General features: G+C 68.6%; 16 protein-coding genes and 1 tRNA gene. 7 read left to right on the top strand and 10 right to left on the bottom strand.

Annotation, left to right across the window (positions count from 1 at the left end):
* Positions 1-12: 12 nt before the first annotated feature.
* Positions 13-792, bottom strand: coding sequence for an LmeA family phospholipid-binding protein (locus AB3M90_RS04060; RefSeq protein ID WP_412950098.1), 780 nt, complete (start codon positions 790-792; stop codon positions 13-15).
* Between the two features lie 43 nt (positions 793-835).
* Positions 836-2,500 carry an arginine--tRNA ligase gene (argS, locus tag AB3M90_RS04055; RefSeq protein WP_412950097.1) on the bottom strand — a complete coding sequence of 555 codons (1,665 nt, stop codon included), beginning with the start codon at positions 2,498-2,500 and terminating at the stop codon, positions 836-838.
* A gap of 93 nt (positions 2,501-2,593) precedes the next feature.
* On the opposite strand from argS, the gene AB3M90_RS04050 reads away from it, so the two are divergent.
* Both AB3M90_RS04050 and AB3M90_RS04045 read left to right on the top strand, forming a co-directional pair.
* On the top strand, positions 2,594-3,409 hold the full coding sequence (locus tag AB3M90_RS04050) for an SGNH/GDSL hydrolase family protein (RefSeq protein WP_412950096.1): 816 nt from the start codon (positions 2,594-2,596) through the stop codon (positions 3,407-3,409).
* A gap of 16 nt (positions 3,410-3,425) precedes the next feature.
* A tRNA-Arg gene (locus AB3M90_RS04045) sits at positions 3,426-3,498 on the top strand.
* A 136-nt stretch (positions 3,499-3,634) separates the two neighbouring features.
* On the opposite strand, the gene AB3M90_RS04040 is transcribed toward AB3M90_RS04045, so the two are convergent.
* Positions 3,635-4,216 carry a TetR/AcrR family transcriptional regulator gene (locus tag AB3M90_RS04040; RefSeq protein WP_412950095.1) on the bottom strand — a complete coding sequence of 194 codons (582 nt, stop codon included), beginning with the start codon at positions 4,214-4,216 and terminating at the stop codon, positions 3,635-3,637.
* Positions 4,217-4,341: 125 nt separating this feature from the next.
* Between AB3M90_RS04040 and AB3M90_RS04035 the strand changes: the two genes are divergently transcribed.
* The 4 genes from AB3M90_RS04035 to AB3M90_RS04020 are packed head-to-tail and all read left to right on the top strand — an operon-like array spanning position 4,342 to position 8,357.
* Complete coding sequence (locus AB3M90_RS04035) at positions 4,342-5,769, top strand: APC family permease (RefSeq protein ID WP_412950094.1); 1,428 nt, start codon at positions 4,342-4,344, stop codon at positions 5,767-5,769.
* Between the two features lie 38 nt (positions 5,770-5,807).
* The gene (locus AB3M90_RS04030) at positions 5,808-6,623 is read left to right on the top strand and encodes a MoaF C-terminal domain-containing protein (RefSeq protein WP_412950092.1); all 816 of its coding nucleotides are present in this window, start codon (positions 5,808-5,810) and stop codon (positions 6,621-6,623) included.
* Positions 6,624-6,655: 32 nt separating this feature from the next.
* A complete protein-coding gene (locus tag AB3M90_RS04025) occupies positions 6,656-6,991 on the top strand; it encodes a cupin domain-containing protein (protein ID WP_412950090.1) in 336 nt (111 codons plus the stop codon).
* A gap of 10 nt (positions 6,992-7,001) precedes the next feature.
* Positions 7,002-8,357, top strand: coding sequence for a flavin monoamine oxidase family protein (locus tag AB3M90_RS04020; protein ID WP_412950089.1), 1,356 nt, complete (start codon positions 7,002-7,004; stop codon positions 8,355-8,357).
* Positions 8,358-8,395: 38 nt separating this feature from the next.
* Here AB3M90_RS04020 and AB3M90_RS04015 read toward each other — a convergent pair whose 3' ends face one another.
* The 3 genes from AB3M90_RS04015 to AB3M90_RS04005 are packed head-to-tail and all read right to left on the bottom strand — an operon-like array spanning position 8,396 to position 9,992.
* Positions 8,396-8,665 carry a DUF6510 family protein gene (locus AB3M90_RS04015; protein WP_412950088.1) on the bottom strand — a complete coding sequence of 90 codons (270 nt, stop codon included), beginning with the start codon at positions 8,663-8,665 and terminating at the stop codon, positions 8,396-8,398.
* Complete coding sequence (locus AB3M90_RS04010) at positions 8,665-9,402, bottom strand: FAD-binding oxidoreductase (RefSeq protein WP_412950087.1); 738 nt, start codon at positions 9,400-9,402, stop codon at positions 8,665-8,667. Before AB3M90_RS04010 ends, AB3M90_RS04015 begins: the two co-directional genes overlap by 1 nt.
* Positions 9,399-9,992, bottom strand: a complete 594-nt coding sequence (locus AB3M90_RS04005) for a sulfite oxidase-like oxidoreductase (protein WP_412950086.1) — start codon at positions 9,990-9,992, stop codon at positions 9,399-9,401. The genes AB3M90_RS04010 and AB3M90_RS04005 overlap by 4 nt, the downstream gene beginning before the upstream one ends.
* A 107-nt stretch (positions 9,993-10,099) precedes the next feature.
* Between AB3M90_RS04005 and AB3M90_RS04000 the strand changes: the two genes are divergently transcribed.
* Positions 10,100-10,501, top strand: coding sequence for a RidA family protein (locus AB3M90_RS04000; protein WP_412950085.1), 402 nt, complete (start codon positions 10,100-10,102; stop codon positions 10,499-10,501).
* 32 nt (positions 10,502-10,533) lie between these two features.
* On the opposite strand, the gene AB3M90_RS03995 is transcribed toward AB3M90_RS04000, so the two are convergent.
* The 4 genes from AB3M90_RS03995 to AB3M90_RS03980 form a co-directional block, all read right to left on the bottom strand.
* Positions 10,534-11,955, bottom strand: coding sequence for a maltokinase N-terminal cap-like domain-containing protein (locus AB3M90_RS03995; RefSeq protein ID WP_412950083.1), 1,422 nt, complete (start codon positions 11,953-11,955; stop codon positions 10,534-10,536).
* Positions 11,952-13,682, bottom strand: a complete 1,731-nt coding sequence (gene treS, locus AB3M90_RS03990; protein ID WP_412951213.1) for a maltose alpha-D-glucosyltransferase — start codon at positions 13,680-13,682, stop codon at positions 11,952-11,954. The genes AB3M90_RS03995 and treS overlap by 4 nt, the downstream gene beginning before the upstream one ends.
* A gap of 149 nt (positions 13,683-13,831) precedes the next feature.
* Complete coding sequence (locus tag AB3M90_RS03985) at positions 13,832-14,170, bottom strand: DUF3140 domain-containing protein (RefSeq protein ID WP_412950082.1); 339 nt, start codon at positions 14,168-14,170, stop codon at positions 13,832-13,834.
* 69 nt (positions 14,171-14,239) lie between these two features.
* On the bottom strand, positions 14,240-15,316 hold the full coding sequence (locus AB3M90_RS03980; RefSeq protein WP_412950081.1) for a DNA polymerase IV: 1,077 nt from the start codon (positions 15,314-15,316) through the stop codon (positions 14,240-14,242).
* Between the last annotated feature and the right edge of the window lie 40 nt (positions 15,317-15,356).

Genomic DNA, 15,356 nt, shown 5'->3' with positions numbered 1-15,356 from the left:
CCCGCCGCCCGGTCAGCTCGGGCACACGCCCTTCTGCTGCAGCGCGGCGTCGGTGACGATCGCACCGTCGACATCGAGGTCGATCACGGCCTCGGTCCCGTCGATCGCGAGCCCGGTGAGAGTGAGCCCGGCCGGGAGGCGGTCGGCGATGCACACTCGCTGCGTCCGCGTCAGGTCCTGACCCACCGAGCCCAGCATCGATCCCACGCCGTCGACGTCGACGTCCACGCCGCCGATCGTGAGGCCGACCGGGGTGAGCTCGATCTGCCCGTCCGCCGCTCCGGGCGTGAGGGTGAGGGCCACCGGGACCGATGCGCCGAACACCGTGAACGACCCGCCGAGGGTGGCGTTCGGCTCGTCGAGCAGGACCGACTCCACGGGGAGATCCGTACTCGCGAGAAGATCGGTGAACTGTGTCTGATCGATCCGGATGGTGCCCGAGGCGCCGTCGAGCCCGCCTCCGTCCACGGCCACGCCCGTAGCCGTGACGTCGGCCGCGCCGGTGATGCCCTCGAGCGTCACGGCATCCGTCGTCAGGCGGAGGGTGTCGAGCCGCCCGCCGATCAGCTGCGGCAGCAGCACGCCCTCCGTCTCGACGGCGAGCTGCTGGTCGGCCGGAAGGTCGAGCTGGTCGACGACGATCGACCGGACGACGCCCGGCAGGATCGCCCGGGCGAGGAGCTCGGCGGCGACCACGAGCAGAGCCAGCACGATGGTGACGACCAGCAGGACCCACGGCCAGCGACGGCGCCTCGGCGCAGCATCCGTCGCCTGTCCCGTCTCATCGCTCATGCTGACATCCTCTTGCACGCGCCGCTCGCATCCTCGCTCCGCGTCACATCCGCTCGGGCGCGGAGACGCCGAGCAGGTGGAGACCGTTGCGGAGCACCTGCCCGGTCGCGTCGTTCAGCCACAGACGAGTTCGGTGCACGCTCTCGATCGGCGCGTCGCTCAGCGGGATCACCCGGCAGTTGTCGTACCAGCGGTGGTAGAGGCCGGCGAGCTCTTCGAGGTAGCGCGCCACGCGGTGGGGTTCACGCACCTCGGCGGAGAAGGCGACGATGCGGGGGAACTCCTGCAGCGCGCCCAGCAGAGCGGCCTCGGTCTCATGGGTGAGCGTCTCGGGCGCGAACTCCGAGCGGTCGACTCCGGAGTCGGCGGCGTTGCGGGCGACGTTGTGAGTGCGCGCGTGGGCGTACTGCACGTAGAACACCGGATTGTCGTTGGTGCGCTTCTGCAGCAGCTCGGGGTCGAGGGCGAGCGGCGAGTCGGCGGGCGAGCGCTCGAGCGAGTAGCGCAGCGCATCCGTCCCGAGCCACTCGCGCAGGTCGTCCATCTCGATGATGTTGCCGGCACGCTTGCTGAGGCGGGCCCCGCCCACCGAGACCAGCTGGCCGATCAGCACCTCGACGTCCTTGTCGGGATCGTCTCCGGCGGCTCCGGCGAGCGCCTTCAGACGGTGCACGTAGCCGTGGTGGTCGGCGCCGAGCAGATAGATCTTGTGCTCGAAGCCGCGGTCGCCCTTGTTGAGGTAATAGGCCGCGTCGGCGGCGAAGTACGTGTATTCGCCGTTCGAGCGGCGGATCACGCGATCCTTGTCGTCGCCGAAGTCGGTCGTGCGCACCCACACCGCGCCGTCCTCGTCGAACACGTGTCCCTGAGCGCGCAGGCGGTCGACCGCCTGATCGACGAGGCTCACCCCGTCGGCGTTCTTCGCGTGCAGGATGCGCTCCGAGAACCACACGTCGAAGTGCACGTTGAACTTCGACAGCGAGGTCTGCTGCTCGGCCAGCTGGTATTCGTAGGCGAGCTCGCGGGCGACGACGACCTGCTCGGCGTCGGGAAGGTCGAGGAGGTCGGGTCGTGCCGCGAGAACCCGGACCGCCAGATCGTCGATGTAGCTGCCGGCGTACCCGCCCTCGGGGGTCGGCTCGCCCTTCGCCGCGGCGACGACCGACTGCGCGAACCGCTCCATCTGCGCGCCCGCGTCGTTGATGTAGAACTCGCGCGCCACCGTCGCACCGGATGCCGCCAGCACGCGGGCGATCGCGTCGCCGAGCGCCGCCCAGCGGGTGTGGCCGATGTGCAGCGGTCCGGTCGGGTTCGCGCTCACGAACTCGATGTTGACGCTGCGGCCCGCCTGGGTGTCGTTGGTGCCGTAGGCCGGGCCGGCATCGACGATCGTCTTGGCGAGGGCGCCCGCGGCAGCAGCGTCGAGGCGGATGTTGATGAAGCCCGGGCCCGCCACCTCGGCGCTGGCGATGCCCTCCGTCTGCGCGAGCCCGTCGGCGATCTGCTGCGCCAGCTCGCGCGGATTCGCACCGAACGGCTTGGCCAGGCGCATCGCGATGTTCGACGCCCAGTCGCCGTGATCGCGATTGCGCGGACGCTCGAAGACGATGTCGGATGCCGTGAGCTCGAGCGACTCGCCGGGACGTCGTTCCTCGTTGAGCGGCATGAGGACGGCGAGGAGGGCTGCGGCGAGCGTTTCAGGGTTCATAGACCCCTCAGTTTACGGCGCGGCATGACCCCGACCGACGCGCGAAGGGCGGGTGGAGTTTGCGTTCGCGTTCCCGTGACTTACTCTCATCCCATGCACGCCTCCGCCGCCCCGCGCCGACTGCGCTCCGCAGGCATCGTCATGGCCCTGCTCCTCGCCGTCGCCGCCGGCATCCTCGGCGTCTGGCGTCCGTGGACCCCGCTGCCGTCCGCCGCGCCGGTCGGAGCCGCCGCCGACGGGTCGTCCGGGGCCGCCACGGTGGTCGCCCCGGCGCCGCTGGCCCTTCCCGAGAACCCGCGCGTGCTCGTCTTCGGCGACTCCTGGACCTACGGCTCGGCGGCGAGCGACCCGACCCTGGGATACGCGTACGTACTTGCCGGCCTGATCCATGGCGAGACCGTCGTCGATGGCGTCCGTGGCAGCGGCTATCTCAAGCCCGGCCTCGACGGGCCGACCTTCGGCGAGCGCATCGCCGCACTGGACCCCTCCCTCGCTCCCGACCTCGTCATCATCCAGGGCTCGATCAACGACCGCGCCCAGGGCGTGGCCGGGTACCGCGAAGCCGTCACCGCCGCGTGGGACGCGCTGGGCGCGATCTACCCCGAGGCGGCGATCGTCGTGCTGGGCCCCGCACCGCACGAGCTCCCGGTGGGAGCCGCGACCGCCCGCATCGACGCCGACCTCTCTGAGCTCGCCGCCGCACGCGGCTGGTGGTACATCTCCCCCGTCGCGCAGAACTGGATCACCGATCTGAACTACCTCGACGTCATCGACGTGGAGGTCGGGCGGCAGCATCCGTCGACCGCCGGGCACCAGTACCTCGCCGAGAAGGTCGCCGCAGCGCTCGACGAGCTGCGCGTCGCGCCGGTCACGGTGGCCGGCGGGTCGGAGACCACCCCCGACGAGTGATATCGTCGTTCGGTACGCCTCCGTAGCTCAGTGGATAGAGCGCCGGTTTCCGGTACCGTAGGTCGCAGGTTCGACTCCTGTCGGGGGCACGGAGGGGTGTACGCGGATGGTATGCGAATACGTACGCGTAACCCCCAAGTACGAGAAAGCCGCCTGGTTTCAGGCGGCTTTTCTCGTTGGAGATGCAGCTCAACAGTCCGTCGGCGCCAGGATCGAGCAGGCGATCTACGCTCCCGAGACACTCACTACCGACACCAGTCGCCAGAGCGCACTGACCGACTGGTCCACCTGTTCGCGGGTGATCGCGCCACCGACGTACTGGAGGACGAGTCCGTCGAGTGACGCGAAGACCGCGCGCGCCAGCGCCTCGTTCTCGCCACTTCTCTCGTCACCGAACATCGCTCTGGCGACTTCTTCGGTGTATCTGTCGTACATGTCGATGATCTGCGCGCGCACCGATTCGTCGCGACCCGCCTCGAGGATCATCTCGAACTGGTAGATGTGCAAGTCCATTCGCGCGCCGAGGGTGGACCACAGTGCCTCCTTGTAGTCCTCCTCCGAGGCGAGGAAGTTCTCGAGGTGAGAATCATGCATCGCGGTCTGCGCCGACCACTCCAATGCAGCTTCGGCGAGAGCAGACAGGGACCCGAAGTGATGAGCCACGAGTGAGTTGTTCACCCCGGCTTCCTGCGCGACCTTTCGGAAGGTCATGCCGTGCAGACCGTGTCGAGCCACGACGCGCACGGCGGCTTCGACGAGCGCCTCGCGGCCGGTTCCGTACTTGATGCGTGAGGATTCCTCGGCCATGTTGGCACCCTACCCCGCGTACGAGCTCGAACCAGCCATGCCACCAGATTTGAGCAAATGCTTGACACTGAACTGAGCAAGTGCTGAAATTGCGGTCATCACCCGCCGGTTCAAAGGAGAACGACATGGCAACCGCCCGAACGGATGCACCCGCCGAGCAGACGACCACGCTCAAGCGCAACAGTCTCGGCGTCGTCGGCATCGCCTTCTTCGTCATCGCGGCCGCCGCACCGATGGCGGCATTCGTGGGCGCATCGCCCGTCGTGTTCTCCATCGTCGGACCCGGTGCTCCAGCGGTCTACGTCATCGTCGCCGCGGTCATCGCGATCTTCGCGATCGGGTATCTGAAGATGAGTCGCCACATCACGAACGCCGGCGGCTTCGTCGCGTACATCGCGCGCGGTCTCGGGTCGCGTGCGGCAACAGGAGCGGCCGGCATCGTCGTCGTCACATACCTGGCCCTGCAGATCGGGCTCGTCGCGCAGTTCGGCGTCTTCGCTCAGCAGCTCGCCGCGCAGGCGGGACTCGATCTGCCTGTGTGGGTCTGGGTCATGCTCGCCATCGTCATCACCACCCTTCTCGTCATGCGGGGTGTCGATCTGAACATGCGGGTACTTGGGGTCATCATCGCGCTGGAGGTCATCGTCGTCGCTGTGCTCATCGTCGGCATCCTGATCGCGTTCCCCGGCCAGGACCCCTCGCTCGTCAGCTTCAGCCCTGCCGTTCTCGCCAACCCGGGTGTCGGCGTCGCCGGGCTGTTCGTGTTCACCTGCTTCACGACGTTCGAGGCGACCACGGTGTTCGCGGAGGAAGCGCGCAACCCGCGAAAGACCATCCCCGTCGCGCTCTTCGTCGTCATCGGCTTCGTCGCGGTGTACTACACGCTCGCCACCTGGGCCGTGAGCTACGGGCTCGGCGCCGACAACGTGCAGCAGGCATCCGCCGACAACCTCTCCGGGGTGATCTTCGACCTCGCCGACCGCGCCGTCGGCCCCTGGCTGTCCCTCGTCCTCCAGATCCTCGTGCTGACGAGCTTTCTCGCGATGCTCATCGGCGTGCAGAACATGTTCGCCCGCTACTGCTTCGCCCTGGGGCGCGCCCGGGTGCTCCCGCAGATCTTCTCCCGTGTGTCGCAGGTCAAGCGCGCACCGTACCTCGCGGCCCTCGTCGACGCCGCTGTCTGCATCGTCGTCCTGGCTGCGTTCTTCGCCGCCGGAGCCGATCCCATCGTCGTCATCTACGCCTGGTTCGTCGCACTCGGCACCATCGGTTTCATCGTCATGATGACGCTCGCCTCGGTCGGGATCCTCGCGTTCTTCCTCCGAGAGCGCCTGGAGACCGGCTTCTGGAGTACGAAGTTCGCTCCGACTCTCGCGCTCATCCTGAACGCAGCCGTCCTCGTGATCGCGCTGTCCAACTTCGACGTGCTGCTGTTCGGCGACGGGACGGTCGCGAAGGCGATGCTGTGGCTGATCCCCCTTGCCTTCGCCATCGGGTTCATCATGCCCAGCTTCCGGAAGAACATCGACTTCCAGATCGTCGCGATCTCCTGACCTCATCGACTCCGAGTACAACGCAAGGAAACAGAACCATGAGCACCACCACCGACTCCCAGGTCCAGGCACAGGGCTTCGTCGCCCAGAACGACTGGCCCGATGTGTCCGCGATGATCAGCGGCTTCGGGGACCCGAGTCTCGCCGCGAGCGGCGCACTCGCCGGGAAGACGCTCGACGTCCGCTACGACAACGGCTGGGTCATCCGCCACGAGTTCCGCACGGAGAACGAACTCATCTGGACCCTGCTCGACGGTGACGGTGCTGGCTCGACCGGAACGCACGCCTACCGAGCGGTGGAGGTCCGACCCGGGATTCAGCTCGTCGACGTCCTGAAAGGCGATGGCGCGGACACACACGCCGTGACCTTCGTCATCGACCTGGAGGACGGCCGGGTCACGACCGCCGACAGCGAGATCACCGTCACTGACGGTGACGGGCGCACCGGGACCACATTCCTCTCCGGACGAGTCGTCGGCACCGGCGAGATCGAACCGCGACGGCGCAGCGACGAACTCGTCGGCAAGCGCATCTACTACCGCTACAGCGAGACCGAGCGCTACGAGCACATCTACCTCAACGGAGGAACCTTCGTCTGGCACTGCATCTCCGGGGCTGAGAGCGGACTCGCAGACGTCGACGAGACGAGAACGTTCGAACTCGCGGACGGCATCGTCATCTTCTACTGGAAGGAGAGCGTGATGCCGGTGGAGAGCTTCCTCGTCGTCGACCTGGAACACAAGCGCTCCATCGGCCGGATGTTCTGCTGGGAGAACTCCACGCAGAGCGTCGTGCACATCCCCTTCGACAGCCGCTTCACGATCCTCAACGAGACCACCTACCCGAACGACTGACCGGCCACGCGCCGATCACGAAGGAGACGACGATGTCCGACTTCATCAGCAACGCACGCTTCGACCGCACAGCGGCCGAACCCTTCGAGGTCGGCACTGTCCAGTGGACTCGTCGCCCCGGCGAGGGAGAACGAGGAGACCTGTCCTCCGGGTTCTGGTTCATCACACCGGAAGAGACACCCGGCGCGATGCGGGTGGTCGGGCACGCCGACGAGACGGTGTACATCATCGAGGGTCACCTGCGGATCGAGCCCGAGGAGGGTGAGGTGTTTGAGCTGACAGCGGGGTCGGTCGCCTCCTTCAACAAGGGAACCGCGGCGCTCTGGACCGTTCTCGCACCCACCGTCGAGTTCTTCGTCTACTCCTGAGGGCCGAACCATGACGAGCGAGCATTACGACACGGTCATCGTCGGGGCTGGGTTCGCCGGACTCACCGCCGCGCGTGAACTCACTGGGAGCGGACAACGGGTCCTTCTCGTCGAAGCGCGGGATCGCATCGGTGGGCGCACCTGGCTCGACCGCCGCCTCGGACTCGACATCGAACTCGGGGGCACCTGGGTCCATTGGACCCAGCCCTACGCGTGGGCTGAGCTGCATCGATACGGACTGGACGTCGTCCCGAGCCCGGAACCGGAGATGGCATGGTGGCAGGTCGACGGACGACCGACCGCCGTCACGCCCGAGATCTTGCTCGAACTCCTCGACGAGCCGAACCGGGAACTGGGAGCAGAGTCGCGCGCCGCGTTCCCGCAGCCGTTCGCACCGTTGCGGTCCGCCGACGTCGCGCGGCTCGACGCCCTCCGCCTTTCGGATCGTCTCGATGCGTGCGAGCTCGACCCGGCGCGCAGGACGCTGCTGCGCGCCTTCTGGACGCTGAACTTCAACGGGCGCCTCGACGAGGCCGCCTACACCCAGGCGCTCCGTTGGCTCGCGGTCGCCAACGGCGACTGGAAGGTCATGTTCGAGGCGTGCGCCAGCTACAAGATCGTCGGCGGTACGCGTGCCCTCGCCGACGCGATGCTCGCGGACTCGACTGCAGAGCTGCGTCTCGGCGCACACGTCGCGGCGGTCATCGACAACGCCGGCGGCACCCACGTCGAACTCGCAAGCGGAGAGACAATCAGCGCGGATGCCGTCATCATGACCGCCCCGCTGCACGCGCTCTCCCGCATCCGCTTCGACCCGCCCTTGCCGCCGGAGAGCGAGCGAGCGGTGTCGTCCGGCCAACTCGGCCTCGGGACGAAGGTCTGGCTCTCGATCGCGGGTGAACTGCCACATTTCGTCGCGTTCGGCGACGAGGCAGACCCGTTCACGTTCCTGCAGTCCGAGTACCACGTCGATGGGCGCACCCTCGTCATCGGTTTCGGCCCGGACGCGCACGGCGTCGACGCGGCTGACGTGAACGCGGTCCAGGCTGCGGTCGACCGGCTCGTCCCCGGACTCACCGTCCTCGACAGCGCCGGCCACGACTGGACCGCGGATCCCCTGTCAGGCGAGACCTGGCCGATGCACCGCACCGGCTACCTCACCACCGGCCTGCCGGCGCTGCAAGCCGGACACGGTCCAGTGATCTTCGCCGGCTCCGACATCGCCGACGGATGGGGCGGTTTCATCGACGGCGCCATCGAAAGCGGGCTCTCCGCCGCGCGAAAAGTCACGGCTGCGGATCGGCGTCGCCTCGCTTCGAGCGCAAGGAGATCGGTCCCTTCGGCGATCACCCGGGTGACTCGCTGACGGAGGGTACGCGGGCGGGCGTGGATCCAACGCCGCGCTCAGCGGCCGATCGCGTCCAGCGCACCGAAGACGATTCGCGGACTCCCCTCACCGGCGTGCGTCACGGTGAACAACGTCCGCGTGCACGAGCGGCAGCGCACGATGGCGACGCGCGGGTCGAGCTCCACGACCGCGACCGCGAGCGGCGCCTCGGTGCCGCAGCCGCCGCAGACTCCCACGAGGCCGGTCACGTCGGAGCCGAAGAGGTCGGACAGCATTCCCGCCAGACAGTTGCCGTCGACGATCGTCGAGGAGTGGTCGGCATCCATCAGCGTCCTCCGAATCGCTCGGTCCGCACCCGCGCCGGATCATGCCCGATGCGCACGAGGATGTCGGCGACGTGCTCGACGAACCCGGTCGGACCGCACACGAACACGATCGGCTCCTGCTCGGGCGGCCAGGTCGCCGCGCGGACCGATGCCTCGTCGACACGACCGACCGTACCGTCCCACCCCGCGGCGGCCGATCGCGTGTAGGCCCAGCGCACGTCGACGCCGGCATCCCCGGCCGACTCGACGTCGCCGCGGTACAGCGCGTCGTCCGGAGTGCGCACGGAGTACAGCAGGCGGACGGATGCCGTCGCCCCGGCATCCGTCGCGGCTCGCATCATCGCCATCAGCGGCACGATGCCCGATCCTCCCGCGATGAGCTGCACCGGGCGCCGCTCGGTCGCCGACGCATCGGGCCGCCACACGAAGAAGTTCCCGAGGGGCCCCTTCACCTCCAGCTCGTCGCCGTCGCGCACGTCGTGCACCAGGTACGGCGACACCTCGCCGTCGACCACCTCGTCGACCGCCAGCTCGATCACCTCCGACGGCGCCCCGTACGAGCCGAGCGAGTACGACCGCACCGCCTGGTAGCCGTCTTCGGCGGTGAGCCGGATGTCGACGTGCTGTCCGGGATCGCTGCCCGGCCACCCGGGAACCGCGAGACGGATGCTGCGCGCGGAGCGCGTCTGCGTGCGGGTCTCCACCACGCGCGCCGGACGCCAGTCGCCGACCGTCACCAATAGCGTTCCTCGGTCCAGGGGTCGCCGTGCATGTTGTATCCGTTCTGCTCCCAGAATCCCGGCGCGTCGCCGTCCATGAGCACGAGCGCCCTGATCCACTTCGCGCTCTTCCAGAAGTAGAGGTGCGGCACGAGCAGCCGCGCAGGACCGCCGTGCTCGGGGTGCAGGGGCTCGCCGTCGAACTCGACGGCGATCCAGGACTTCCCGCCGCGCAGGTCGTCGAACGGGATGTTCGTCGTGTACCCGCCGTGGGAGTGCGCCATGGCGTGGGTCGCGGCGGTGTCGACGTCGGCAAGGAGCGTGTCGAGCGAGACGCCGCGCCACGTCGTCCCGAGCTTCGACCAGCGCGTCACGCAGTGGATGTCGGTGCGCACGTCCTCGATCGGCAGCGCGAGGAACTCGTCCCAGTCCCACGACGCGACGACGCCGGTGTCGTCGCTGATGTCGAAGCGCCAGTCCGACAGGGGAACGCGCGGCGTCGGACCCGCCGACAGCACCGGGAAGTCGTCGGTCAGATACTGGCCCGGGGGCAGCTCGGGGATGCTCTCCCGGCGACGAGCACCGAATCCTCGCGAGATCACGGCCATGGTCCCTCTCCTTCATCGCCGACAAGGGGGACGCTAGCAGAGCACGGACCGCGCGAGAAGCGGGCGGTCCGCACGAGAATGTCGGTGGTCGGGTGCACACTGTCCGCATGGAGATCACACTCGTGCAGCCCGAGGGACTGGTCGTCAGTCCCGCCTTCAGCCACGTCGCCGTCGTGCCTCCCGGCGCGACGACGATCCACGTCGGCGGCCAGAACGGCGTCGACTCCGCCGGGGCGCTCGTCTCGACGGATGCCGCGGAGCAGTCGATCCGCGCGGTCGAGAACGCCGAACGGGCGCTCACCGCCGTCGGCGCCGGCCTCGAAGACGTCATCAGCTGGACCGTGCTCATCCATCAGGAGGCCGACCTGCGCGCCGCGTACGGAGCCGTCGCGGCGAAGCTCGCCCGGAAGGGCGCGCCTCCGCTGGTCACCGCGGCGATCGTCCAGGGCCTGGGGGTTCCCGGTGCCCTGATCGAGGTCAGCGCGGTGGCGGCCGTCATCCGCGACTGACGGCGGCCGGCGGCGGCCGGCTTCGATCAGTGTCAGCCGCCGATCTCGGCGAACGCGGCCAGCGGGATCCCGATCCATGCGGGGCGGTTGCGCTTCTCGTAGACCGCCTCGTACACCGCCTTGTCGGCCACGTACGCGGCGAGAAGACGCTGATGCTCCGCGCCGATCGACTCGCCCACGCCGATGGCGTCGGCGTATCCGGCGAGGAACCGGCTTCGCGCGCGCTGCGACCACTCCCTCGCTCGCGTCGCCCGCAGGGCCTCCTCCTCTTCCTCGCCCTCGCCGACCGCGCCCCGTGACAGCTGCACGACCCCGGGCACGTAGTCGAACGAGCGGAGCATGCCCGCGACGTCGCGCCACGGCGAGTCGGGAAGGACCCGTTCGTGGAACGGTCGGCCCGGCTCGCCCTCGAAGTCGACGATGCGCCAGCCGTGCGACGTCCGCAGGGTCTGACCCAGATGCAGGTCACCGTGCACGCGCTGCACGTCGAGCCCGTCGAGCGCGGCCACGGCGGCGTAGGCCTCCCGCAGCCGCGGGGCGTGCGCCTCGAGCTCCGGCACCACGCCCAGCGCATGATCGAGCCGCTCCCCCATCGCTCGAGCCAGCGCCGACACGGCATCCGTACCGCGCCGTTCGGCCGGGAACCTCTCGCGCAGCATCTCGTGCACCTGCGCGAGCGCCGCGCCGAGCCGCGCCGCCTCGCCGGCGAAGTCGCCTCCCGACTCCTCCACGCTCTGCGACGGGTCGGCGAGCAGCGTGCGGACGCTGCCGGTGGCGAGCTCGAACCCGTCCGACGCGGTGCGGAGGAACTCCTGCAGCATCGCCAGCTGCATCACCTCGCCGTCGACGTCGACCTCGACCCAGCCGTACAGGGCCGCGATGCTCTCGGACGCGCCGCGCGTCAGCTCCTCGTGGATCTCGATGTCGGGGTTCACGCCCGGACTCACCTTGCGGAACACCTTCATGATCGCGGTGTCGTCGAAGCGCACCGACGAGTTCGACTGCTCGCCCGAGAGCGGCGATCCGCGCAGGCCGGGATCGAGCGCCGCCTGCCCCGGCACGCGACGGAACCTGAGCCCGTCGATCGTTGCCTCTCCCCCGTCCTCGGCTGCGACGAACGCCCTCAGCCACAGCGCCATCGCGACGCGATCGTGCACGGCGTCGAACAGATACCGCTCCGCACCCTCGCGCTCCACGGCGCCGACGAACGCGTGACCGATCGCCTCGACGTACTCGCGGTAGCTCGCCAGGGGCACCTGATACAGCTCCGAGCCGCCCTCCGCATCGGTGTACTCGACGGTGATGAGGAACACGGTCACCGCGGGACTCGGCGGCTCCTCGGTCAGCTCCGCGAGAGTGCGGATCCCGCTCACGCGGAACGGGCGCCCCTTGCCGGCGAACCAGCGCGTGCGTCCGAGGTACTCCTCCAGGACTCCGGGTTCGATCTCGATCACAGCATCCCCATCTCGTCGGACTCGTCGGGGCGCTCCTGCAGCTGGAACCAGAAGAAGCTGTGCCCGCCCAGAGTCAGCAGATACGGCAGTTCGCCGATCCGCGGGAACGGCACCTGCCCCACCAGCTCGACCGGCACGAGGCCCTCGAAGCGGCGGAGATCCAGTTCGACCGGCTGCGGGAACTGCGACAGGTTGTTGACGCACAGGATGACGTCGACCGTGCCGTCGTCGTTGGTGTGCTCGCGCGAGTACGAGAGCACTGCGGGGTTCGATCCGCCCAGGTCGTTGAAGCTGCCGAGCCCGAAGGCCGGGTGCTTCCGCCTCGCCTGGATCATCTCGCGCGTCCAGTGCAGGAGCGACGAGCGGTCCTCCTGCTGCGCCTCGACGTTGACGGCGAGATAGCCGTAGACCGGATCCTGCACGAGCGGACGCGTCAGCTTGCCCGGATTCGCCTTCGAGAAACCGGCGTTGCGGTCCGAGCTCCACTGCATGGGCGTGCGCACGCCGTCGCGGTCGCCGAGCCAGATGTTGTCGCCCATGCCGATCTCATCGCCGTAGTACAGCACCGGAGAGCCGGGAAGCGAGAGCAGGAGGGCCGTGAACAGCTCGATCCGGTCGATGTCGTTGTCGAGGAGCGGAGCGAGACGGCGGCGGATGCCGATGTTCGCCTTCATCCGCGGATCCTGCGCGTACTCGCTCCACATGTAATCGCGGTCCTCGTCGGTCACCATCTCGAGCGTGAGCTCGTCGTGGTTGCGCAGGAAGATTCCCCACTGGCATCCCGACGGGATCGACGGCGTCTCGGCGAGGATCTCGGTGATGGGATAGCGCGACTCGCGACGCACCGCCATGAAGATGCGGGGCATCACCGGGAAATGGAAGCACATGTGGCACTCGTCGCCCCCGACCTCGGGGTCGCCGAAGTAGTCGACGACATCGGCCGGCCACTGGTTCGCCTCGGCCAGCAGCACCCGCCCGGGATACTCCCGGTCGACGATGCGACGGACCTTCTTCAGAAAGTCGTGGGTTTCGGGGAGGTTCTCGCCGTTCGTTCCCGGCCGCTCGTAGAGGTACGGCACGGCGTCGAGGCGGAAACCGTCGAGACCCATGTCGAGCCAGAACCGCATGGCGTCGATCATCGCGTCGTGCACCTTCGGGTTGTCGAAGTTCAGGTCCGGCTGGTGGGAGAAGAACCGGTGCCAGAAGTACTGCTGCCGCACGGGGTCCCACGTCCAGTTGCTCGGCTCGGTGTCGACGAAGATGATGCGCGCGTCCTCGTAGAGCTCGTCGGTGTCGCTCCAGACGTAGAAGTCGCCGTACGGCCCGTCCGGATCCCTCCGGCTTTCCTGGAACCACGGATGCTCGTCGCTGGTGTGGTTCATCACGAAGTCGATGATCACGCGGATGTCGCGCGCGTGCGCCGCGTCGAGGAACTCCTGGAAGTCGGCCGTAGTGCCCAGGTCCGACTGGATGCCGGTGTAGTCGGCCACGTCGTAGCCGCCGTCCCGCAGCGGCGACGGGAAGAACGGCGGCAGCCAGAGGCAGTCGACACCGAGCCACTTCAGATAGTCCAGCTTGTCGATCAGTCCGCGGAAATCGCCCGATCCGTCGCCGTCGCCGTCCTGGAACGACCGGACGAGGACCTCGTAGAACACCGCGGTCTTGAACCACTCCGGCTCTGCGCTGCCCGGCGTGTCGGGGAACGGCTCCTGCGTGAGGATGGGGATCGATGCGGTGTGCGGGGCGGGCTCAGCAGCTGTCGTCACAGGAACCTCCGTAGCCGGGACATGTCACCACCGTGGCACGGGAAGGCGCCGAGCGCGTCTCCCTTGCGTCGTCGACAGCACAGGGTGTATTCGGTGCCCCGCACCATGCCTCACTTCTTCTCCGGGTCGTGCCCCCAGTTCATCAGCGAGTACCGCCACGGCGTCTCGGTCACATCGCCCTTCGGCCGCTGCGCGGTGTGACGTGCGACGTAGCCGACCACCTTGCGCATCCAGGCGATGTCGTCCGACGTCAGGTCGGCCTTGTGCGTGCGCAGCAGACGAACGATGCGTCGGCCCGATCGGTGACCGGTCGACTCACCCCCGTCCGACTGTCCGACGGAGCGCGACTCGTCGGTCTCGAGCCATCTCTCGAGCTCCGCCGGCGTCATGTTCACGTCGCGCCGCCAGTCGTCCCAGACGTCCGCCAGTTCGTCGTCATGCGTGGTCATCATCGATCCTTCCTCTCGGTCGTCTCTCTCGATCCTGCCCCCGGATCCGACCTCGAAGGGTCGCCGTGGTCAGATCCGACCCCGCACCGGCGTGCGCTCGACCGCATCGGGCTCAGCGGGCATCGCCATCTCGGCGCGCACCCCGAGCAGGCGCACCTCCCGCTCGGCGTCGAGGGTCGAGCCGAGCGCCAGCGCCGCGGCGATCACGTCGTCGGGATCGGAGGTCGGCGCCGGCAGCTTGCGACCGAAGGTCTTCGTCTCGAACGGCGCGTAGCGCACCTTCAGATGCACCCGGATCACCGGTCGTCCCTCGGCCGCGCAGTCGTCCGACGCCTGGGCGGCGAGCACACGGATCGCCGCCTCCACCTCGGCGGGCGTGGTGAGGTTCTGCTGATACGTCGTCTCGCGGCTGTGGCTGCGGGCGACCCAGGGGGTCGCGTCGACGACCGCGGGTCCGAGCCCCGATCCGAGCCCGCGGTACCACACGCCCATCTTCGGTCCGAACTCGGCGACCAGTTCCTGCTCGTCCGAATCGGCGAGATCGCGCACGGAGCGGATGCCGTGATCGGCGAGTCGCTTCTGCACCTTCGCCCCGATGCCCCAGAGGTCGCGCGTCGACTTCTCGCCCATGACCTCGAACCAGTTCTCCTCCGTCAGACGGAACAGTCCTCGCGGCTTGCCGAACTCCGTGGCGATCTTCGCGCGGATCTTGTTGTCTCCGATGCCGACCGAGCAGTGCAGGCCGGTGGCGGCCAGCACCGCCGCCTGCGCATCTCTGGCGACCGTCTCCGGATCGTCGCAGCTCACGCCCAGGAAGCACTCGTCCCAGCCGATCACCTCCAGCACGACGCCCGGCATCGCGCGCAGCGTCTCCATCACCTCGGCCGACGCCTGAGCGTACGCCTCGTGGTCGACGGGCAGGAAGACGGCGTCGTCCGGGGCCTTGCGTGCGGCGATCTTCAGCGGCATCCCCGATCCGATGCCGAACGCCCGCGCCTCGTACGACGCGGTCGAGACCACGGCGCGCTCGGTGGGATCTCCGCGCCCGCCGACGATCACGGGCAGGCCGGCGAGCTCCGGCCGGCGCAGCACCTCCACGGCCGCGATGAACTGATCCATGTCCACGTGCAGCACCCAGTCGGCCATGAGAAGAGTGTGACCGCTGGTGGGGCGGATGTCACCCCTC

It is taken from the genome of Microbacterium martis (genome assembly GCF_047246685.1).
GTDB lineage: Bacteria > Actinomycetota > Actinomycetes > Actinomycetales > Microbacteriaceae > Microbacterium.
The sequence above is the reverse complement of the archived record's forward strand: the minus strand, read 5'-3'. Positions and strand labels throughout refer to the sequence as shown.